The organism is Sorangiineae bacterium MSr11954 (assembly GCA_037157815.1).
Lineage (GTDB): Bacteria > Myxococcota_A > Polyangia > Polyangiales > Polyangiaceae > Pendulispora > Pendulispora albinea.
In genome coordinates, this window is sequence record CP089984.1 from 8,605,137 (window position 1) to 8,626,118 (window position 20,982).

Here is a 20,982-nt window from a genome sequence, read left to right on the forward strand (position 1 = left end):
CCAGTTTCGGAGCAAGTTGCAGCGCAGGTTCCGCAAGCTCCACGAGCCGACGCAATCGCCGCAGGCGAGGCCCGCGCCGAGGCGGTGCGGATCACGAACGCGCCGTTGAAGCCGATCATCATGGAGTGGGACGAGTGGCAGCTCTCGTTTCAGAACGACCCCGTGGTGATCGACTACGGCGGTCAAGTTCCCGACGAGGAGACGACCACGTCCGACCTCGCGTCATCGGGGGTGCGGCTGCATTTGGCGTCGCAGGATCTAGCAGCGCAAGCGGAGCATCGCGAACAGGGCGAGCAGCGTCGGATCCCGTAAGCTCGACGGAATGCGTCGAACCATGTAGGGTCCTCGGCCAAAGGAGGCTCCCTCGAATGACTCGCTCCACGTTCCGCTCCTCCCGCTCCCTCTTAGCGCTGTCGTTCATGCTCGGCGTGTCCGCACTCGTCCTCGGCTGCCCGAAGAAGAAAGAGGCGGTCGTGGAAGTCGATGCCGCCCCGCCAACCCCCCCCGCCCCTGCCACCACGGCGCCCCCCGCCGAGCTCGTCCCCCTCGATCAGGCCGACGCAGGCTTCGACGCCGGCGTGGACTCCGGCCCGCCCAAGAAGCCGGGCAGCGGCATGACCACGAGCCAAGCGCGCGTCAAGCAGTGCTGCAACGCCATGCGTGCCCAGGCGAAGGCCATGGGCAATTCGCCCGAGCTGCTCGCCTTCGCGGCCCAGTGTGATGCGGTCGCGGCGCAGGTCGGCCCCTCCAAGGGTGCGCAGGCGCCCGAGTTGGAAGGGTTGCGGCAGTTGCTCAAGGGCAAGGCGGTGCTTCCGCCGATTTGTTCGGGGTTCTAGCGGTAGAGTCGATCACGAACAGGGTGCGCCGGCTTCTCGCAACGAGCTGGCGCTCCTCGGGTGTCACGACTTTCTCGTGCCCCGACCATGAGCGAGCGCTCTAATTGGCCAGCCGATTGCCACGAATGAGCGGAATGGAATCGGGTACGCGCTCGACCGCGGAGCTTTCCCGAGCCAATTTAACGAGCGCTCGCGCGTCATCCGCTTGTTCACGCCGAAGCTGACGAGCCGCTTGCAGCATCGACGGAACGGGAGGAACGCTCGGCAATTTCTTCTCGTTGGTCATCAGAGCCCACCTCCCTATCGAGGTACAAGATAACTGGCTTCGGCAATTCGTCGAACGGCTTTCGGGCTACGTCACGCAACAAATCTTCCAATGCTCGCTCGGCGATGGTGGGCTCGCGCACGCTACGGAACAAAGTAGCGGCGTCTTCCCGATCGATCACGAACTCATGCGAGGGATAGCCCGACACGAGTCGCTGAATCGCTCCGTGGGTCGCGATGTCGCTGCTCCACCAGCCGTCGCCCGTAATGCAGGGCTACGGCTTGCGCCCGTTGAATTTCCCCAAGCCGGAGCGGGTCAAACTGCGCGTAAATTCCACCATACAATCCCGCAACCGTGCGCGTGGCGAGTTCGCCCGCCGTCTTGGTCGAGAGTCTCAAATCGAGCCTCAGCATCAAGAAGGTGGACTGGAGAGCTTGGTGCACCTGGGCATCGAGCGAGAGGAATGCCTGCGTTGGAGTCAATCCGGAGCTCCGCTCGCCAAGAGAATCTTCCTTCCACAGCTGGACATCGAGGGGGCCAAGCTCGGCGTGATCGAACATGACCAACTCGTCTGCACCTAGCACGAGAAGCGTCCCCGCACTCTTACAGAAGCCCGCCACCACGGCAATAACGCGCTTGTATGCACGACGCAGGGTACGAGCGATGCGATACGCAGCGTCTGGATCGCCGCCATACGTGGTCACGAAGAAAACGACGTTCTCACGCCGACGGCGCTGCAGCACGAGATCGATGACCTCATCGTCGTGTTCACGAGAGAGTTTTCCTGCATAGACGAGGATGTCTGCGTTGCTTGCCTTCGAAACGGGTGCAGCCCGCTCGGACAGCTCCTCGAGTAGGTCACGGCTCACGCGGTGAGCGTCGCATGCCCATCGTTCAACCGGAAGAATCAACGTTGAACGTGGCGCGACGACATCCACTCGTCTGAGCCGAAAGAGTACGCGGGCGATTCGCCAGACACGTTACGGGACGACGACGCAGGTGTTCGAGCGGTAGTCGCAGACGGAGCTTTGGGGGCAGTCGTGTTGGGTGACGCATTGCGCGCAGAGGCCGCGGGTGCGGTCGCAGTGGGGGCGTGCGGAGGGGCAGTCGTTGTCGCCGGCGCACTCGGTGCACGAGCCTGTGGCGGTTTCGCAGGAGAGCAGGGAGCATTCGCTCTTGAGCGTGCACGAGATGCACATGCCGCGGGAGGAGTCGCAGCGGCGGCCGTCGATGCATCCGCTGCCGCCCTCGCAGCTGAAGACGCAGCGGCGGGTCGTGGGCTCGCACGTCATGGTCGGCGGGCAGTCGGAGTTGGTTTGGCACACGACGCAGCGGTGAAGAGCCGGATCGCAGCGGGGCCACCCGGCGTCGCCGCTGCAGTGTGCGTCGGTGGAGCACTGCACGCAGATGCGCAGGATGGGATCGCAACGCAGGCCGAACGGGCCGCACTCCGCGTCGAGGGTGCATCGCGGGGGCCCACCGTCGAAGATGCCGCCGCCATCGCCGCCGGCGCCCGCGTCATGAGGGCGTTGTCCATCGTCGCTCGAGCCATCGCGGTCGGCGCCGGAGGGTGTTCCTGCGTCGCCCGCGAAGCGCAGATCGCCGGTGCACGCCCACACGAGGACGCAGGCGAGCGCGCCGGCGATGAGCGCCCTACGGGACCGCCGCAAGGATCTTCTCCGCATCGCCCCGGGCAAAGCCGCGAGGATAGCGCGCCAGGTAATCCCGCGCCGCGGTTCGGGCGCGCGCCGGATCCGATGTCGCCAGGATTTTCATCCGTTCGGCGAGCGCGTTCTCCGCCAAGGGGCTGGCCGGATACGTCGCCATGAACCGCTCCAACGTCGCCACCGCCACATTGGCGCTGCCGCCTTGCTTCTCGCGCATCGCCTTGGCGAAAAGGTCGTTTTGCGCGGCCAAATCGGAGGTGGCCCGCTGCGGCTCCGGGGTGGCCGGCGCACGCGGCGCGGTCGACGTGGGCGATGCGACCGAGCTCGCCGGTGCGGCCGCGCGCGGCGAAGGACTTCGGACCTTTTCGCGCTCGCGCACTGCGCCATTTGCCGGCGCTGCGACACTTGCCGACGCTGCGATACTCGCCGACGCTGCGCCATTCGCCGGGGCGGCGCCGTTTGCCGGAGCTACGCCATTCGCCGACGCTGCGCCATTTGCCGACGCTGCGCCACTTGCCGACGCTGCGCCACTTGCCGGCGCTGCGCCATTCGCCGGCGCAGCGCCATTTGCGGGAGCTACGCCATTCGCCGGTACGGCGGCACTTGCCGGTACGCCGGGCGGACAGGCCGCGGGCCACGATTGCCCCGGGTGCAGCGCGACTTCCTCCTTGCCATTGCGGACGGTCACCAGCCCTTCGGTCACCTCCACCCGCGTGATCGGCATGGTACTGCCACCGCTACACGCAGCGCCCGGCGGGACGACGGCGACCCGGAACGAGGTGCCGCGCACCTCCACCTCGAGATCGGTGGTACGAACGAGAAAGCGCGCCCCCGGATGCAGCTTGGCGACGTCGGCGCGCACGGCGCCGTGCATCAGCGTAAAGATCGTCAGCGCCGGATCGGCCTGCGTCATCGCAAGGTCCGAGGTGCCCTCCAGCGCCAGGCGCGTTCCGGTCACCAAGGTCACGCTCGCACGCGCGGTGCTGTCGGCGATCACATGATCGCCCACGGAGAGGTGCGTCCCCTCGGAGATGGATCGCACGGTCGCACCAGTTTGCACGCGCACATCGCCCACCAGCGGCGTCGCGATCGGATCGATCCGGATCCCGCCCGACGAAGCGGTCACCGCGGCCGGCCGAGAGAGAGCGCGCACCGCGCCGAACACGAGGAGCGCCGATGCCGCCAGCGACAGGACCACCAGGGCCGTGCGCGCACGCCGGCGCCGCGCTCTGCGGGCCGCGAGGGCCGAGGTCACGGTGGCGATCGCCCGGACGCGCTCCGCGTCCGCGGGCGGCGAGGGGCTCACGTCCTCATCGCGACCTTCTTCCGCGAGGACCTCGGCGGCCAGGCGTGCATAGAGTGGACGCGGATTCATGGGTTCTCCTTTGTCCCCGAGGTTTCAGCCGCGCCCGCGCGCAGCCGGAGGTCCGCCGCTTGCTCCGATTGCTGCGAAGGGGGCGAGTGCTGCGAATTCGAATGATGCCGGCTCGAAGCATTTTGTTGCAGTTGATCGGCCAGCTCGGGATCGGCCGCGATCTGCGCGTGCAGATCGCGCCGCGCCCGGACCAAGCGCGATTGTGCGGCAGCCACGCTGACCCCGGTGATTTTGGCGATTTCGCGCAGGTCGTAGCCGCACGCGTCGTGAAGAAGAAAGGTCCATGCTTTGTCCGGATCGATGGTGCTCAAATGCTGACGAACGCGCGCCACCAGATCGCGCGCCATCACCACGCGACGGGAGCTCGGGCCGCGGAAAGCTTCGTTCTCGGATTCTTCCGACGCCGCGAAGATGCGGCGCTCGGTCTTGCGCCGGCGAATGTGCTTGTAAACGATGTGCGCGGTCACCGTGGAGACCCACGAGTTCAACGAACAATCACCGCGGAATCGGTCCATGGTTTGAACGAGCTCGATCAAACTGAGCTGCGCAAGATCGTCGTGGTCGACGTCGCGCCCGCCGAGCAACCGGTACAATGTCGCGTCAATCCGGCCGCGCACCCGATCATGAAACGCCGCCGCCGCCCCCGGATCCCCTTCGCGCACCGCGGCAATGAGCTCGCTGTCATCGAGCGGCATCACCGGCCGCGCCACGCCCTTTCGCCCCGCATCCTCCGCGGAGCTCGCCGGCTCTTGTTCGCGGACCAGCCGCAATCGAGGGGGCGCCATCTCGAACGATGTACCGCAACCCGCTCGTCACCAGGCGCGCGTCCCGCCGCCCTCTAAAATCGCAACTGCAGCCCCAACCGCAACACCGTCTGGAAAGGTGAGAGCGTCGCCACCCGCTCCGGTCCCACAAACACCCGGGTCGCACCAAATCCAATCTCCTCCGCCACCGCCCCCACGACCCCCACGCGCTCGCTGAAAAACCACGCCCCCTCCACCCTCACCTGCGCACCAAGAATCCACCGCGCCTCCGTCGCATCGCCCCGCCGCACCGATTGCCCCAGCGCCAACGCATCCCCAGCAACGGCCACCCCCCACCGCTCCCACGGCCCCGACGGATCGCGCACGAGCGGCACCACCACCCCTCCCCCAACCCCCACAACCCGCAAATCCGCCCCCGCGTCCGACACCGTTCCCCACCGCACACCCCCCACCGCCTCCAGCGCAACCCCATGCGCCAGCGCCACACGCACACCCCCATGCCCACCCCACGCCGCGCCCGTCCCCCCACCGCCACAAGCCCCGCAAAATCCACCGCCCACCGCAATCTCGCCGCCGCCCCACCCTCGCCCTCATCCCCAGCCCGTAGTCCCGCACCCGACCCGGCGCTCGACCCCGACCTCGCACTCGACCCGGACCCAGCACTCGACGCCGACCCCGCACCAACCCCCGGCCGCCCCCGCACCGATGCGCCCCCATCCGCCGGCGCCAAACCCCGCACCCGCCACGCGAGCGGCATCATCGACGCCACGACGAGCCCCACCGTCCGCCCCCGCTCCGCCGGATCATCCACATTGGCGAACGTAATCGTTCGATCAACCCACGCGCCGCGGCCCGCGCCCGGCCCCGGCACGTGCGCGTGCATCTGAATGCGCGTCCCGCCTTTTGCGCCCGAAGCATCCCCCCAGCGCAGCTCGACGACGGCGGTCGCGTGCGCCTTCTGCGCCAATGCGAGCGCCTCTTCATCGGAAGGCAAATCGCTCCGATTCTCCACGAGCACGTGCGCAGAGGGCCCCAGCGCATCGCGCGCCGAAGCGCTCATCGCCGAGGTGACGTTGTCACCAGCGCCGGACGCACCGGTGCCGGGGGAGGCGACGAGGAGCAGAATGATGATGGGATCCGCCATCGGGCGCAGCGCGTCTCGGAGGTTCCCTCAATACCACGACCGAATACGAACTTCGCTCGCCCCGGCCGCGCGAACCGGCTCCTCGAATTCAGACAAATTCGAATCGCGGTAATGGTACGGAAATACCACTTTCGGCTTGAACGCCTTGACGCACTCCGCGGCCTCCGCCGGAGGCATCGTATACGGTAGGTTCATGCACACGAACGCCACGTCGATGTTGGCGAGCGCCCGCATCTCCGGCGTGCACTCCGTATCGCCCGAGACGTACACGCGCTTATCGCCAAACGTAAAAATGTACCCATTGCCGCGGCCCTTGTCGTGAAAGAGCTGCCCGGGCCCGGGGCCGCGCGTCCGATTGTACATGGGCACCGCCGCCGCCGAAAACGCGCCGAAGTCCTTGCTCTCACCGTTCTTCAACGTCACCGAGAGCGACGTCTTCTCCCCCACGGCCGGCGGACCGACCAGCACCGTGCCATCCTTCTTCACCAACGATATCGCGTGCGGATCGAGATGGTCCGGGTGAATATCCGTCATGAAAAGATAATCCGCCTTCGGCAGCGTTCGCAAACGCGCGTCGACCACCGCATCTTCATCAATCGACGGATCGACGTAAATCGTCTTTCCCCCATACTCGAACAGCAGAGACCCATGGCGGATCGGCGTCACCCCCAACTCGCCCTTGGACGTCGCAAACGTATCCGTTCTTCGCCCCGACGCCTGCCCCGATGACGCCACCGGCGGCGACGACGACACCGCCGGAGCCGGAGACGCCCGATCCTTCGAACACCCCGTCACGAAAACCGCGAGGACCGCGGCAGCAGCCAAAGCACAGGAGCGAGCGTACATGCGCCCAGAGTACGCCCTACGGCTCGAGACGAGCGCGGAAGTGATCGTACCCAAGCTCGAAGAGCTCCCGCTCTCGTCCGGTCGCTCGCTTCAACGCAACCCCCTGCCCTTCCACGAAGGTACCCGCGCGCCAAAACCCCTCGAGCGGGACATCACTGGCTGCGATCAGCGCGTAATCTTCGCCGCCCGTCAACATCAGCTCCAGCGGGTCCAGCACCAAGAGCTCCGCGATGGACTCGAGCCCCGTGCGATGCGCATGATCGCGCAGCAGATTCTCGTCGAAGAGCGCCCGGACGCCGCTGGCCTCGCCCACATGCCCCACGTCCTGCGCGAGCCCATCGGACACATCCACCAGCGCGTGCGCAAACTTGGCCGCATGGCGCCCCTCACCGATGCGCGCCCAAGGACGAAGCCACGCCTCCTTCACGCCGTCGAGCCGCTCATCGTGGAGCCCGCGATCGAGCGCAAATAGCCCCGCCGCCGCCAGCCCGAGCCGCCCGGCGATCCAAATATCGTCGCCAGGACGCGCGGCGTCGCGAAGCACCGGGCGCTCGGCGGTTCCCAAGAGCGTCGTCGTGACGGTGACCACCTCGCCGCGGGTCAAGTTGCCCCCCACGATCGCGGTCCCCAAACGAAGCGCCGCGGCGTGCTGGCCTCGCGCGAGCGCGTCCAAGTCTTCGTCCTCGAAGTCGGCAGGCAGCGAGAGCGCGCTCAGGGCGCACCAGGGCTCGGCGCCCATGGCGGCCAGATCGCTGGCGGCGGACATGAAGGAGCGCCAGCCGATGTCGATCCAGCCCGCCAGATCGCGGCGAAAGTGCGTGCGTTCCACCTGTTCGTCGATGGTCCACACCAGGTTCCCGCGCATGGAGGACGGATCGAGCACCGCGGCGTCGTCGCCGATGCCGAGGAGAACCCCCACCGCATCGTCCGCACGAAACCGCTCCTTGAGTCTTGAGATCGTCGCAAATTCGCCAGAGCGCACGTTTCCGTTTCCTCCTGAGACGAGGATCCCGTGCATGTAGCACGGGCCCACCCCTCACCTTCGAGCTCGGGAGGGTTAACTACCCTATTTCCAAGGAAACATTCGTGCCATTCGGGGGCGCATGAAGGGGCCATTCGGAGGCCGGATGCGCCACACCGACATTCACCCTTGTCGCGCCCAGCTCCTCACCCATTGGCCGACGGAAGCCGAACTACGAACACCGTCCCTTGTGGGACGTTGTCCTCGATGTGGATGGTCCCCCCGTGCGCATCCACCAGGCGCTTGACGATCGAGAGCCCCAAACCGGTGCCCCCGTACTCCCGCGTCGACGAGGAATCGACCTGGTAAAAAGCATCGAACACGCGCGCTCGCTCGGTGGCCGGGATGCCGATGCCCGTGTCGGTGACCCGCAGCTCCACCCGCATTTGGGCCGGTGCAAGCAGGGCAAAACCGGTCACGTCGGGATCCCTGGAGTCGACGCCGAGGTTGCGCGCAAACAGCCGCACCTTCCCGCCCGACGGTGTGAACTTGATCGCATTGTCCACCAGGTTCACGAACACTTGGCGAAGGCGCTCCGCGTCGGCCTTCAGCTCGCGCACCTCGGGATCGACGTCGATCGACAGCTCGATCGACTTGCGCCGCGCCGACGGCGACAAGGTGGAGACCACCGCATCGAACAGGCCGCGCACCGACGAGGGCACCAGCTGAATGTTGAGCGATCCGCTCTCCAGCTTCGACAGATCGAGCAAGCTCGTAATGAGCGCCAAGAGCTGCTCACCCTTGTCGTGAATGGTGAGAACGAACTCCTTTTGCTCGCCCGCGAGCTCCCCCGCGATGCCCTCGGTCAGCATCTCGCTGTAGCCGATGATGCTCGTGAGCGGCGTGCGCAGCTCGTGGCTCACCGTGGCGAGGAAGCTCGATTTCAGCCGATCGAGCTCGCGCAACCGGTCGTACGCCTCCTGCAGCCGGCGCGTCTTTTCCTCCAGCTCCCGGTAGCTCTCACGCACGCTCGAGAGGTGCATCTGGCTCGTGAGCATCGCCTTGTGCCCGCTCCAGAGGATCAGATCGAGCGCGCACTTGAGATGGTTCGCCATGCGCGTGACCGCCTCGTCCTTCGCGCGCGGCACCTTGTTCAAGAGCGAGCGCGCGCGCAGCGGCACGATGTCCGGATCGGCGTGGAGGAGCGAGGGCGGAACCTCGGTCACGGCCGCGGGCAGGTACGGGCCCAGGATCAGGCGGCCGATGCGCCGGCCGTCGTAGTCGATGCCCAGGATTCGGTAGACATTGCCGGTGAAGCAGGCGTGCGTCACGTCGGCCGCGCCTTCGAGCTCGGGGTCGTGCGACTTGGCCGCGCTCACCGTGGCCGTACAGAGCGCGCCAGCGCGCGGCAGCGATCCCATGTAGGCACAAATTTCGTGCTCGCGTGAAGCGTCGGCCAAGAGCGCTCCTTCGCTCGAATAAACGCGCACGGGGATGCCGAACAGCGCAAAAAAGCTGGCGCAAAGCTCCGAGAGGCTCTCGCGTGCCACCAGCTCCTCCAGGTGCACCCCGCTGTCGCTGCCGCGCGTCACCTGGCTGACCGGGCTGACTTGCCCGACGGGGCTCGCCTTGCCGGCTTGCCCCGCCAAGGTGATGGAACCCGGCTCCGGGGTCGTATCGAGCCCGATCACGTGAACGGGCTCCGCGGCCGCCGAGCTCACATCGGGGGTCGACCCGAGCGGCAGCAGCGGATCGCGCGAGGTGGGCGGGGCGTCCTCCATCTCCGACCCGAGCGTGTCCTCGGCGTTGAAGGTCGGGCGCGGCGAGCTACGGTCCCCCGGCAGGCTCATGGGCGCGGCTCCGAGCGTGGAAAATCGAGCGAGCCGCCCACGCAGGTCGACAGGAGCGACTGCACATTTCCCGCGTATCCAAGCTGCTTGGCCGCGCGCGGGAGAAACTCGCTCGCGTCGATGCCCAGGGTGCGCGCCAGCTGATGCTCCGAGTCGAGCTTGGACCAGGTCAGACTGAGGAGCCCAAAGAACGACTCGAGCACCCCATCGCCCTGGACGGCGGACGCCTTGAAGACCGGTTCACGCCCTCGACGCGCCAGCTCCTCGAGCTCGTCGTCCGAGCGGATGCTCCCCAGATCGCGCTTGTTGAACTGGATGACCAGCGGTGTCTCCCGAAGGCGCACCCCGAGGTCCTTCATGTTGGCGCGCAGATCGAGGAATGAAGCCGCGTTGTTCTCCGTTTCGGTGAGCTGAGAATCCGCAATGAACGCCACGCCATCGGCCCCCTGGAGCACCAACCGCCGCGTGGAGCCGTGAATCACCTGCCCCGGCACCGTAAACACCTTGACCCGCAGACGGAGCCCGGCCGACGTATGAAAGACGAGCGGGAGCATGTCGAAGAAGAGGGTCCGGTCGTCGCGCGTTTCCAAGGTCATGAGCCGCCCGCGGCTCTCGACGCTGGTCAGCCCGTGCAGCGCACGGAGGTTCGTCGTCTTCCCACTGAGAGCGGGACCGTAGTAGACGAGTTTGATGGAGACCTCGCGGGCGGCGAAATTGAGCTGCACGGAGCGGTTATCCTAACAGCGAGGCGGATGAAAGGCGCGGGAAAGACATGCTCGAAGCAGGCGACAAAGCACCCAGTTTCAAGCTCGAGAGCGATCTCGGCAAGTCCTTCGAGCTGAAGGACTTCAAGGGACAGATCCTCGTTCTGTATTTCTACCCAAAGGATAACACCCCTGGCTGCACGCGCGAGGCACAAGCCTTCGCCGCCGCGTCCAAAGCGTTCACCAAGGCTGGCGCCGCGGTGGTCGGGGTTTCCAAGGACTCGTTGAAGAGCCACGCATCCTTCCGCGAAAAATACGGGCTGAGCTTTCCATTGCTGAGCGATCCGGATCTGGTCGTCCAGAAGGCTTATGGCGCGTACGGCGAAAAAAACATGTACGGCAAGAAGGTGATGGGGACCATTCGCAGCACCTTCATCATCGATGGCAAAGGAAAGATCGTTCGCGTCTTCCCCAACGTAAAGGTGGATGGTCACGCCGAAGCCGTGCTCGACGCCATCAAAGAACTGAAATAGCGAACCGGCGCCGCCGACTCTCCCGCCGCCTACCTTCGCTACTGTCCGGCTCTCCCCGCATTGTGTTCGCCCCGCGAAAGGTTAACCTCTTCTCATGGCCCAATTACCCGAGCTCGATTTCCAGGCCTACGTCGACAAAAAGAGAACGGAGCGCGCGGGCGGGGGGCCGGAGACGACCGGACATGAATACGCCTACATCTCCGATCGTCAAACGCGCGCCGCCTTCGAGCGGATGAAGGCGGTGGAGCTCGCGGTGCAGAGCACCGTGCGCGTGTTCAAGCAGGTCGGCAAGGGGCAGCTCCTGGGCAACGCCGTCAAGGTGTCGGAGAAGCAGTTCCCGCGCATCCGCAAGCTGGTCGACCGATGCGCGGAGACGCTGCACATCCCGGCGCCCGAGGTCTACATCGTGAACAGCCCCGTCCTCAACGCGGCCACCTACGGCACGAACGAGGACGCGTTCATCATGGTGCACTCGGCGCTCATCGATCACTACTCGGACGAAGAGCTGCTCACGGTCATCGGCCACGAGTGCGGGCACATTCACAACCAGCACGTCGTCTACCTCACGGCCCTTCACTACCTGACCCATGCGGCCGGCACCTTGCTGCGGGTGGTGGGGTGGGCGCTGGAGCCGGCCCTCATCGCGCTCCGCGCCTGGTCCCGCCGCGCCGAGATCACGAGCGATCGCGCGGGGATGCTCTGCGGCAAGAGCGACGTGGTGGCCGCGCGGGCGCTCACCAAGCTCGCCCTGGGCTCCAAGAAGCTCTACGAGGAGTTCAACCTGGACGCCTTCCTCGAGCAATACGAGGAAGGAAAGAACGACGTGGGGCGCTACATGGAAGTGTTTGCCACACACCCCTGGCTCCCCAAGCGCGTGCTTGCCATGCGAACATTCGCGGAGAGCGAGCTTTACCGAAAGGCAGCGAGTCTCGGTGAGGGCGGCATCTCGATGAAGGAAGTCGACGACCGCGTCCTTGCCCTACTCAAAGGAGACGCTTGATGACGACCCCGGTGGACGCGGATGCCACGGTTCATGGTTTGGCCTCGAATCAGACATCGCCCGAGGCGAGCCTCGTTCAATTCCAAGAGCGTCAAAATGCGGTCACCCGCGCCCTCGAAGAGCTGAGTCATGTGGCGCAGAACCTGGGAGCCAAGAGCCTCAAAGAGCGCATCGGGCGCGATCTGGTGCGCAAGCTGACGGAGGATCGGTTTCACCTGGTGGTGGTGGGCGAGTTCAATCACGGCAAGTCCACCTTCGTGAACGCGCTGCTGAACCACTCGGCCCTCCCCGTGGGCGTGACCCCCACCACCGCCGCCATCCACCACCTCCGCTACGCCGAAACGCCCGAGGCCACCGTGGTCTTCGCCGACGGCCGGCGCGAGTCCATTCCCTTCGAGCAAGTCCGTCGCTTCTCGGTCGGAGGCGATGCGCGCCCGGATGAAGTCGACTTTCTGGAGGTGGGCTATCCGGCCCCGCTGCTCAAGGAGCGCATCCTCTTGGTCGACACCCCAGGCGTGAACGATCTCTCGCTTCAGCGCGCGGACATCACGTACAGCTACATCCCGCGGGCCGACGCGGTGCTCTTCCTGCTGGACGCGGGACAGATCTTGAAAGAGAGCGAGCGCGTCTTCCTGGAGGACAAGCTGCTCAAGGCGTCGCGCGACAAGATCGTCTTCGTCATCACCAAGTGGGACCTCTTGAACCACGAGGAGCGGGCGGAGGCGCTGGAGTATGCGAAGCAGCAGCTGGCCAAGTTGATCAAGGAGCCGGTGGTCTTCCCGGTGAGCGCCGAAGAATCGCTGGCGCGCTCCGAACAGGGCACCTCCGCAGCGGGCGAAGACCCGAGCGGCATGCCCGAGCTCATCACGCACCTCACCCGCTTCCTGGCGGAGGAGCGCGGCCGCATCCTGCTCGACAACGCGCTCGGCGAAGGGCTGAACGTGGTGCGGCTGCTCCAAAAGGGCATCGATGCGCGGGCGCGGGCCCTCGCCATGAAGAGCGAAGACTTGGCGCGCCGCATCGAGACCTTGACCAAAGATCTCGCGGGGCAGGCGGGCACCATCGAGCAGCGGCGCGTGCAGATCAAAGAAGACGTGGCGGGCATCAAGGCCTCGGCGCGCAAAGATCTCGAGCGCTTCGTGGACGATCTGATCCGCCAGCTCCCCAACATCGTCGACAACGCCAAGGGCGAAGATCTGAAGCAGTACCTGCCCTCCTTCCTCTCGGACACCTTCCAAAGGTGGGCCGAGGCCGAGACCAAGGAAATCGCCACCGCGCTGGAGGCGTTGGCCGAAAAGACCGTCGCGCTGGTCAAGGAAGACGCCCACGAGAGCGCCAAGCGCATTGCCGAGACCTTGGGCACCGGAGAGGTGAAGAAGCTCGACGTCCAAGTCGACACCTTCCGCTACGACATGGGCATCGCCGCCCTCTTCACCGTGGGCATCGGCGTCATGTTCGCCAACGTGCTCCTCGGCGGCCTCTTGGCCCTCGCCGCACCGATTCTGGCATTGGCGCTGCGTGGCAAATTCGAAGGCGAATACCGCAAAAAGGCGCTCGAACAAGCCCCCGAAGTGCTGCGCCTGGCCGCCGCCAAAGTTGGCCCCAAAATCGACGAAATGGTCGACGACTTCGCCCAAAAGCTCGACACCTGGGTCGTCACCGCCGGCGAAGAGCTGCATCGCGAGGTGCTCGAGGTGCTCAAGTCGACCGAGGAAGCCCGCAAGAGCGGCCTCAAAGACGAAGCGGCGAGCAAAAAAGACGTGGAGGAGCAGAACAAGCAGCTCGACAGCGCGGAGAGCCGCATCTTGGGGCTGCGCGCGGAGTTGTGGAAGCCGTCGGCTCCCTCACCGGCGGCGCCGGCAGGAAATGGCGACCGTGTTCGCGTGGCGGATCCGTCGCTCGACGGCACGGGGTAACAGGGGCTAGCGTTCCGGAGGGGCAGGAACGTGGCGGCATCGGGCAGATCTGCTAAAATTCCGACCATGACGCACGATCGGAGAACGCAAGCGAGCGCACTGCGTTGGCTTGCGGAGCGCATCGAGGAAAGCGACGCCGATCTGTCCGATGACGAACGTGTCATGGGAACGGTCGCTCATATCGTAGCGTTGATGAAGCTCGACGAGGCGGTGCGCGACTGGCACGAGCGGGAAGCGGCCGGAGAAAAGACACTCTCGAGCGCTGAAGTCCGGCGGATGCTAGGCATGTGAATGCCGTGGTCGCTCGAGTACACGACGCGCGCGGCAAAGTACCTGCAATCCTTACCGGACGAGACGGGCCGTCGCCTTCTGACGTCGATCGAAACGTTATGTGACAACCCGAGGCCCAAAGGGTCGCGACGGCGACGTAACACCGCGAATGTCTTCTACGTGCACGCGCACGTGGATGCCGCCACGTATTTCATCGGCTACGAGATCCGCGAACGACGCGTGGTCATCATCGTTTTGGACGTGTTCGAGACCTCTGAATAATCGGCGTCAAGCCGATGCGGCCTTGACTCGAACGACCGGAAATCGCGGCCGGCGCGGGCGTCATCATGAGCTTCGCACGCGCGCAGTCGCGGACGATTTTACTCCTCGGCGCGCGGCGAGTGGGGGCATCCTCTCGACTTCCATGTGTTGGAGCCCTCGTAGGATGGGATTCAAGCACCCGCCGGACGCTCCGCCTTGGGTGCGAACAGCTTGTACAGCAGCGGCAGCATGAACAGCGACAAGGTCAGGGAGGAGAAGAGGCCGCCCACGACCACGATGGCCAACGGCTTTTGCGAGTCGGAGCCGATGCCGGTGCTGATGGCGGCGGGGATCAGACCGAGGGTCGCGACCAGCGCCGTCATCATGATGGGCCGCAACCGCAAATCGGCGGCGCGCTCGATGGCGGTGTCGAGGGGCATGCCCTCCGCGCGCTGCTCCTGAATGTACGAGACGAGGATGACGCCGGTTTGAACGGAGACGCCGAAGAGGGCGAGGAAGCCGACGCCGGAGGAGACGGAGAAGTTGGTGCCGGTGACGAGGAGGGCCGCCATGCCGCCGCAGGGTGACGTCAAAAGCACGTTGACGAGGATGATGAGCGCCTCGCGCGGACGGCGGAACATGGCGAAGAGCAGGATGAAGACCGCCAGCACGGTGAGGGGGATCACGATGGCCAGGCGATGGCCCGCGCGCCGGGCGCTCTCGAACTCGCCGCCCCAGGTGGCGGTGTAGCCGGGAGGAAGGTGCACCTCGCGGGCGACGCGCGACTGGGCTTCGCTGACGGTGCCGCCGAGATCGCGGCCGCGTACGCCGAATTTGATGGCGATGTAGCGACGGTTGGATTCGCGGTAGATGCGGGAGGCGCCGGCGAGGATGGATACGTCGGCGACTTGGGACAAGGGGACGAGGTTGCCGCCGGCGACGGGGATCAGGAGCTGACGGATGGCGTCGACGCTGCTCCGCATGTCGGCGCGGTAGCGGATGACCAGATCGTGGCGGCGCTCGCCCTCGATGATGTCGCCGACGGTGTGGCCGCCGATGCCCTTTTCAACCGCGCTCTCGACGTCGTCGACGGTCATGCCATAGCGCTCGGCGCGCTCGCGGACGATGGCGACGTGCACATTGGATTGGCCGAGCTCGCGCAGGACGCCCAAGTCGACCACGCCGGGGACGGATTGAATGGCGCGGGCCATGCGGTCGGCGATGTCGTCCAGGGCGTTGAGATCGTCGCCGACGATTTTGATCGCAAGTTGCCCTTTGACCCCGGTGATGGCCTCTTCGATGTTGTCGGAGATGGGCTGCGAGAAGCCGAAGGTCACGCCGGGGATGACCGACAGATCGCGGTTGATGGCGGCGATGAGCTCGTCCTTGTTCCCGTGGAGCTCGGGGCGCCAGGTCTTGCGGTCTTGCAAGACGAGGAGGAACTCGGCGTTGTAGAAGCCGGTGGGATCGGTGCCGTCGTCGGGCCTCCCGACCTGGGCGCTGGTGGTGCGGATCTCCGGGTAGCGCGCGAGGATTTCGCGCATCCCCGGCATGTCGCGCGCGGGCGTGTGCACGCCATCGACCAGCGCCTCCGCCTCCTCGAGCGAGATGTTCGCCGGCATGGAGGCGCGCATCCAGATCGAGCCCTCGTCCAGGTGCGGGAGGAACTCGGTGCCGATGGCGTGGGCCATCAGCGCGTCGCCGGCGAGGAGGACGGTGGCGATCACCAAGGCGATGCGGGGGCGCGCGAGGGCGCGGCCGAGGGCCGGGAGGTACACGCGGCGCACCAGCGACAGCAAGGGGTTGTGGAACTCCTTGACCCTCTTGGTGAAGAGGATCGTGGTGAGCACGGGGACGACCGTGATGGCCAAAAGCAACGCGCCGCCGAGCGCAAAGGCCACGGTCCACGCCATGGGGCTGAAGAGCTTTCCCTCCACCCGCTCCAGGGTGAAGATGGGCAGGTAGGCGGTGACGATGATGGCGATGGCGAAGACCACCGGCCGCGCCACCTCGCGGCTCGCGGCGCGCACCAAGTCCGTGAGGGTGTAGGGCTCGCCGCGCTCCTGTTTTTCGGCCAGCTGGCGGAAGACATTTTCGACCACCACGATGGAGCCGTCGACGATCATCCCGAAATCCACCGCGCCGATGGAGAGCAGGTTGGCGGGGATCTTGGCGCAGTCCATCAAGATGAACGCGATGAGGAGCGACAGCGGGATGGTGACGGCCACGATGAGCGCGGCGCGCGTGTTCCCCAGGAAAAGAAAGAGCACCACGGTGACCAGGCCGATGCCTTCGAGCAGGTTCTTCATGACCGTGTGGGTCGTGAGGTTCATCAGCTCCGTGCGGTCGTTGTGCGGGCTCAGTTTCACGCCGCGCGGCAGGATGCGGCGGTTGATGTCGTCGATGCGCACGTGGAGGGCGTCCAGCACCGTGTCGGCTTGCTCGCCTTTGCGCATCAAGACCGTGGCGGAGACCACGTCGGTGTCGGCGTTCACGGAGACGCGGCCGAGGCGCGACTGGTGGCCCACCTGCACGGTGGCCACGTGGCGGATGCGCACGGGGGTGCCGTCGCGCACGGCGATGGAGACGTCGCCGATTTGGTCCGGCGTGAGCAGGCCGATGCCGCGCACATTGAGCCCCGCGGCGCCGAAGCGCACCACGCCGCCGCCCGCGTTGCCATTGGCGGCGACCAGCGCCTTCTCCACGTCGTCCAAGGTGCAGTTGCGGGCGGCGAGCTGGGTGGGATCGACCAGCACTTGGTATTGCTTCACGGTGCCGCCGAAGCTCACCACGTCGGCCACGCCGGGGGTGGCCAAGAGCTCGCGCTCGAGCACCCACTCTTCGAGATCCTTGAGCTCGAGGAGCGGCTTGGGCTCCATGCGCGCGTCCTCGTCGGTGCACTCGGGGGTGCGCGTGGTCTTGCAGTTGACGAGGCGGTAGCGAAGGATTTCGCCCACCGGGCTGGCGAGCGGCCCGAGCGCGGGGCTGACGCCGTTCGGGAGCTCGGCTTGATTGAGCCTCTCGGTGACCTGCTGCCGGGCGAAGTAGCTGTCGGTGCCGTCGGCGAAGATCAAGGTGATGACGCTGAGGCCCGCGATGGACGTGGAGCGAACGGCGACCTGCTTGGGCACGCCGTTCATCACGCGCTCGGCGGGGATGGTGATCTGGCGCTCCACCTCCTCGGCCGCGTGGCCCGGCCATTGGGTGATCACTTGGACCCAGGTGTCGGCCACGTCGGGGTAGGCTTCGATGGGCAGGCGCTGAAAGGCGAAGAGCCCCAGAACCACGAGGATCCCGGCCGTGACGACGATCACGGCGCGCTGGCGCAGCGCAAATTCGACGATGCGTTCGATCATGGGCGCTCCGGGCTAAAGCGCCTCATTGCTCTCGGCGTCGAGCAGGATGGCCCCCTCGGTCACGACCTTGTCGCCGGGGGCGATGCCCGTGAGGATGAGGGTGTGCTCGCCGTGCTGCTCGCCGATCTTCACCTCGCGCTCGCGGTAGGCGCCGTCGGGGCCGTGCAGGAAGACGAAGAACTGATCGCGGCGCGCGAGCAAGGCGCTGGTGGGCACCTCGGCCGCGGCGGCGGTGGTGCCGTGCACCTCCACCCGCGCGAACATGCCGGGGCGTAGGGAGCGATCGAGGTTCGCCAGCTCGATGCGCGCGCGGGCGGAGCGGGTCTGCGGATCGACCACCTCGCCGATGTGCGTGATGGTTCCCTCGAGCTTTCGATCCGGGTAGGCGAGCACCTGCACGGTGGCGCCGTCGCCCATGTGCACCTGCGGAAGATCGCGCTCGTAGACGTCGGCCAACACCCACACGTTGGAGAGATCGGCCACGGTCACCAGCGGGGTGTCTTGGTCCGCCGAGACCGCGGTGCCGACGGAGACATTGCGCTCCACCACCGTTCCCGCGATGGGCGAGCGCAGCGCGTAGTCGCTCGTGCCATGCGCACCGCCGAGCGCCGCGAGCGCCGCCACCGCGCGCTGCTCTTCCGTCTGCGCTTGCACCAACGCCGCCTCGGCTTGCTGCTTCTCCGCTTCGGCCGCCGCGCCCTCGCGCACGAGGAGCGCCGCGCGGGCGGCGACTTTTTCGGCCAGCAGCTTGGCCGATCGCGCTTGCGTCACCTGCGCTTGGGCGCTGGCGATGTCGGGCGCGTGAATGGTGAGGAGCACGGTGCCAGCCGTCACGGCATCGCCGGTCACCACGTTGATCTTCGCCACACGGCCTGCCACGGGAGGGCCCATTTTTGCCACGTGGCGCTCGTCGTACGAGACGTGCGCGACCAGCGAGCGCGAATGCTCCAGGCTCGCCTGTGAGGCAGGCTCCACCCGCACGTACGCGGCGCTCTCGGCGGACAGCACCAGCGAGCGATCGGGGCGACGCTCGTGGGTCCGTTTGGTGGGCGGTTCGCTTTTCTTATGGCAGCCGGCCAGAAGCGAAAGCAGCGCGAAAAAAAGGAGCGAGATGGCTGCTATGCGAGCGGTAGGCACCGCGGGTCGACTTCGGAGTGGATTCATGACGAGGGCGTGCACGGGAACGGGCGCGCAAGGCGAGCTTTCCCGCGCTTCGTCATAACCATCTGGCCCCGCGTACAACGCTTACATCTCCGTAAGTCGCCGTGCAGGGAGCGGGCCGTTTGCGCCCGGGCTCTTCACGCGGCCGGCTCTTCGCGAGGGCGGGTTCTTAAGCGTGTGTAAGGTATTGCTTGGCGAAGAAATAAACGGTCATCGCCCACGCCACGACGAGAACGAACGCGCGCATCCACTTCGGCGAGACCTTGCGGGTCACGATGGCGCCACCGTAGCCGCCCAAGGTGGCGCCGACGGCCATGAGCAGCGCAGGCGCCCAGGCCACCTTGCCGGCCGCGATGAACGCCACGATGGCGATGCCGTTGATGACGGTGGTCAGCACCGTCTTGACTGCGTTCATGGCGATGAGATCCGACATGCCCATCACCGTGAAGGCCGCGAGCATCATGATGCCCATGCCGCCGCCGAAGTAGCCGCCGTAAAGGGAGATCACGAACTGCAGCGCGAAGCCGGTGGCGCTCACACCTCGGCGCTCGCGCTGTTCATCGACCGGATCCATGCGCAAGCGCGACGTGAGGACGCCGCCGAGGCTGAAGAGCACCGTCGCGGCCAAGAGCAGCCACGGGACGAAGTACATGAAGGCGGCGTCGGTGGTGAGCAGCAAGAGCACGGCGCCCACGAGCCCGCCGAGGAAGCTCGCGACGCTGAGCGCGACGAGCGACGTGCGCATGCGCGAGAGCTCGCGCCGGTATGCGAAGGCGCCGGCGACGCCCGCGGGCCAAATGGCGAGGGCGTTGGTCGCGTTGGCAGCGACGGGCGCGATGCCGACGAACATGAGCGCGGGAAAGGTGAGAAAGCTGCCGCCGCCCGCTACGGTGTTCAGCGCTCCGGCGAAGACGGCGACGGTGAACAGGAACAGGTGGTGGTGGAGCGGCACGACGTCTTTCTAGGGCCTGGTAGGCCTAGGTGCCAGACGGGGCGGGGGCGCGCTCGGGGCCGTCGTCGAACAGGATGCGGGCGAGCCCCTCGTGTCCCATTTGCTCCAAGGTTTGGTAGCGCATGATGAACCTGCGGTAGTCCTTCAGGGTGTTCGCGCGCATGGCAAAGTCCGTGATGCGCGTGATGGAGAAGCGCAGCGCCGCGTAGCACGCTTCGCCGTAAAGGCCGTCGCGCTCCTCGAGGGTGAGCTCGCGCACCGACTCGTAGCCGGAGACCATGGCGCGCGCGAGCTCGGGGCGCAGGGCATCGCCTACGCACCACGAGAGAATGGTCACCATGAGGTCGAACGCGAAGGTGCCGACGAACGCGCTCTCGAAGTCGAGCAAGGTGGTGATCGCGCCCGCCTCGTCCCAAAGGATGTTGTCGCGGAAGAGATCTCCGTGCACGAGGCCCTTGGGCAGATCCTTTCGCCGCCTCGCCTCGTTGGCGTCGAGGGCGCGGCCCAGGGGCTCCGCCCACGCGGCGAGGGTCGGATCGCTCGCCGCAGCGATGCGCGGGAGCCGCAAGCGCAGCTCGGCAGGGCCGAAGCGACCGGCGCGACCGCTCCACCTCTCACCTCCTGCGACATGAATCCGAGCCAGCGCCGCGCCGACCTGCCATGCATCGCGCACGGAGACGCTGGCTTGGCAGCGCATGGTGCCGTCGCACCACGCAAAGAGGGCGGCGGGCTTGCCGGCGAGTTGGCCAATGCGTTCGCCATCCAACCGCAAGATCGGCGCCGTGCAGGGGACGCCACGGGAGGCAAGGTGCAGCAAGGTCTCGGCCTCCAGGCGTGCGCCGTCGATGGCTTGCTCCTCGTAAATGCGAAGGAAATATGGGCGGGCGGGGTCGCGGGAGGTCTCGACCCGATAGTTGGTGTTCACACTCCCCTCCGGAATCCCAGCGAATGACACGAGATTTCCGAGCTCGCTGTATTCTGCGAGGAAGGGATGGAGCTGCTCCTCGCAAACCGGAGTTAGGATGGCCACGGGCTCTATTTGCCGCATCATGGCACCCGCGCTCAAGCGAAACGCCGTATTTCGGGCGCCAAATCGGAGCGCACGGGCGGAGGCCGGCGGA

20 protein-coding genes and 1 pseudogene are annotated in these 20,982 nt (G+C 66.4%); 8 read left to right on the forward strand and 13 right to left on the reverse strand.

The genetic code is table 11. From position 1 onward, the window contains the following. Positions 1 to 84 precede the first annotated feature (84 nt). Complete coding sequence (locus LZC94_33435) at positions 85 to 312, forward strand: hypothetical protein (GenBank protein WXB12741.1); 228 nt, start codon at positions 85 to 87, stop codon at positions 310 to 312. Positions 313 to 368: 56 nt separating this feature from the next. Further along, positions 369 to 836 (forward strand): hypothetical protein, encoded by a 468-nt coding sequence (locus LZC94_33440; GenBank protein WXB12742.1) that lies wholly within the window; start codon positions 369 to 371, stop codon positions 834 to 836. 209 nt (positions 837 to 1,045) lie between these two features. Here the strand turns inward: LZC94_33440 and LZC94_33445 are convergent, their stop codons facing one another. From LZC94_33445 to LZC94_33465, 5 genes are all read right to left on the reverse strand, one after another. Then, positions 1,046 to 1,309 carry a hypothetical protein gene (locus LZC94_33445; protein ID WXB12743.1) on the reverse strand — a complete coding sequence of 88 codons (264 nt, stop codon included), beginning with the start codon at positions 1,307 to 1,309 and terminating at the stop codon, positions 1,046 to 1,048. Next, on the reverse strand, positions 1,287 to 1,970 hold the full coding sequence (locus LZC94_33450) for an ATP-dependent Clp protease proteolytic subunit (GenBank protein ID WXB12744.1): 684 nt from the start codon (positions 1,968 to 1,970) through the stop codon (positions 1,287 to 1,289). Before LZC94_33450 ends, LZC94_33445 begins: the two co-directional genes overlap by 23 nt. A 111-nt stretch (positions 1,971 to 2,081) precedes the next feature. Further along, entirely contained in the window at positions 2,082 to 2,771 is a 690-nt protein-coding gene (locus LZC94_33455; protein ID WXB12745.1) for a hypothetical protein, read from the reverse strand. Then, entirely contained in the window at positions 2,755 to 4,143 is a 1,389-nt protein-coding gene (locus LZC94_33460; protein WXB12746.1) for a FecR domain-containing protein, read from the reverse strand. Before LZC94_33460 ends, LZC94_33455 begins: the two co-directional genes overlap by 17 nt. Next, positions 4,140 to 4,928 carry an RNA polymerase sigma factor gene (locus LZC94_33465; GenBank protein WXB12747.1) on the reverse strand — a complete coding sequence of 263 codons (789 nt, stop codon included), beginning with the start codon at positions 4,926 to 4,928 and terminating at the stop codon, positions 4,140 to 4,142. Before LZC94_33465 ends, LZC94_33460 begins: the two co-directional genes overlap by 4 nt. A 157-nt stretch (positions 4,929 to 5,085) precedes the next feature. Here LZC94_33465 and LZC94_33470 point away from each other — a divergent pair. Further along, a pseudogene (locus tag LZC94_33470) lies at positions 5,086 to 5,214 on the forward strand (energy transducer TonB). An 864-nt stretch (positions 5,215 to 6,078) separates the two neighbouring features. On the opposite strand, the gene LZC94_33475 reads toward LZC94_33470, so the two are convergent. From LZC94_33475 to LZC94_33490, 4 genes are all read right to left on the reverse strand, one after another. Then, positions 6,079 to 6,897 (reverse strand): MBL fold metallo-hydrolase, encoded by an 819-nt coding sequence (locus tag LZC94_33475; protein ID WXB12748.1) that lies wholly within the window; start codon positions 6,895 to 6,897, stop codon positions 6,079 to 6,081. Between the two features lie 16 nt (positions 6,898 to 6,913). After that, positions 6,914 to 7,816: a thiamine-phosphate kinase gene (gene thiL, locus LZC94_33480; GenBank protein WXB12749.1), complete on the reverse strand. Its 903-nt coding sequence runs from the start codon at positions 7,814 to 7,816 to the stop codon at positions 6,914 to 6,916. Between the two features lie 248 nt (positions 7,817 to 8,064). Continuing rightward, positions 8,065 to 9,708 (reverse strand): ATP-binding protein, encoded by a 1,644-nt coding sequence (locus LZC94_33485; protein WXB12750.1) that lies wholly within the window; start codon positions 9,706 to 9,708, stop codon positions 8,065 to 8,067. Next, positions 9,705 to 10,433, reverse strand: coding sequence for a gliding motility protein (locus LZC94_33490; protein ID WXB12751.1), 729 nt, complete (start codon positions 10,431 to 10,433; stop codon positions 9,705 to 9,707). The genes LZC94_33485 and LZC94_33490 overlap by 4 nt, the downstream gene beginning before the upstream one ends. 47 nt (positions 10,434 to 10,480) lie before the next feature. On the opposite strand from LZC94_33490, the gene LZC94_33495 reads away from it, so the two are divergent. The 5 genes from LZC94_33495 (at position 10,481) to LZC94_33515 (ending at position 14,413) form a co-directional block, all read left to right on the forward strand. Next, positions 10,481 to 10,945, forward strand: coding sequence for a peroxiredoxin (locus LZC94_33495; GenBank protein WXB12752.1), 465 nt, complete (start codon positions 10,481 to 10,483; stop codon positions 10,943 to 10,945). A gap of 94 nt (positions 10,946 to 11,039) precedes the next feature. Beyond that, positions 11,040 to 11,945 (forward strand): M48 family metallopeptidase, encoded by a 906-nt coding sequence (locus tag LZC94_33500; GenBank protein WXB12753.1) that lies wholly within the window; start codon positions 11,040 to 11,042, stop codon positions 11,943 to 11,945. After that, the gene (locus LZC94_33505; protein ID WXB12754.1) at positions 11,945 to 13,861 is read left to right on the forward strand and encodes a dynamin family protein; all 1,917 of its coding nucleotides are present in this window, start codon (positions 11,945 to 11,947) and stop codon (positions 13,859 to 13,861) included. The genes LZC94_33500 and LZC94_33505 overlap by 1 nt, the downstream gene beginning before the upstream one ends. Positions 13,862 to 13,927: 66 nt before the next feature. Continuing rightward, on the forward strand, positions 13,928 to 14,152 hold the full coding sequence (locus LZC94_33510) for a hypothetical protein (GenBank protein ID WXB12755.1): 225 nt from the start codon (positions 13,928 to 13,930) through the stop codon (positions 14,150 to 14,152). After that, positions 14,153 to 14,413, forward strand: coding sequence for a type II toxin-antitoxin system RelE/ParE family toxin (locus LZC94_33515; protein ID WXB12756.1), 261 nt, complete (start codon positions 14,153 to 14,155; stop codon positions 14,411 to 14,413). It abuts the gene before it with no gap. A 170-nt stretch (positions 14,414 to 14,583) separates the two neighbouring features. Here LZC94_33515 and LZC94_33520 read toward each other — a convergent pair whose 3' ends face one another. The 4 genes from LZC94_33520 to LZC94_33535 all read right to left on the reverse strand — a co-directional run bounded on the left by LZC94_33520 (position 14,584) and on the right by LZC94_33535 (position 20,786). Next, positions 14,584 to 17,748 (reverse strand): CusA/CzcA family heavy metal efflux RND transporter, encoded by a 3,165-nt coding sequence (locus LZC94_33520; GenBank protein WXB12757.1) that lies wholly within the window; start codon positions 17,746 to 17,748, stop codon positions 14,584 to 14,586. A 12-nt stretch (positions 17,749 to 17,760) separates the two neighbouring features. Next, positions 17,761 to 18,756, reverse strand: a complete 996-nt coding sequence (locus tag LZC94_33525) for an efflux RND transporter periplasmic adaptor subunit (GenBank protein WXB12758.1) — start codon at positions 18,754 to 18,756, stop codon at positions 17,761 to 17,763. Between the two features lie 322 nt (positions 18,757 to 19,078). Continuing rightward, entirely contained in the window at positions 19,079 to 19,861 is a 783-nt protein-coding gene (locus LZC94_33530) for a sulfite exporter TauE/SafE family protein (protein ID WXB12759.1), read from the reverse strand. A 25-nt stretch (positions 19,862 to 19,886) separates the two neighbouring features. Next, the gene (locus tag LZC94_33535; GenBank protein ID WXB12760.1) at positions 19,887 to 20,786 is read right to left on the reverse strand and encodes a homoserine kinase; all 900 of its coding nucleotides are present in this window, start codon (positions 20,784 to 20,786) and stop codon (positions 19,887 to 19,889) included. Positions 20,787 to 20,982 lie beyond the last annotated feature (196 nt).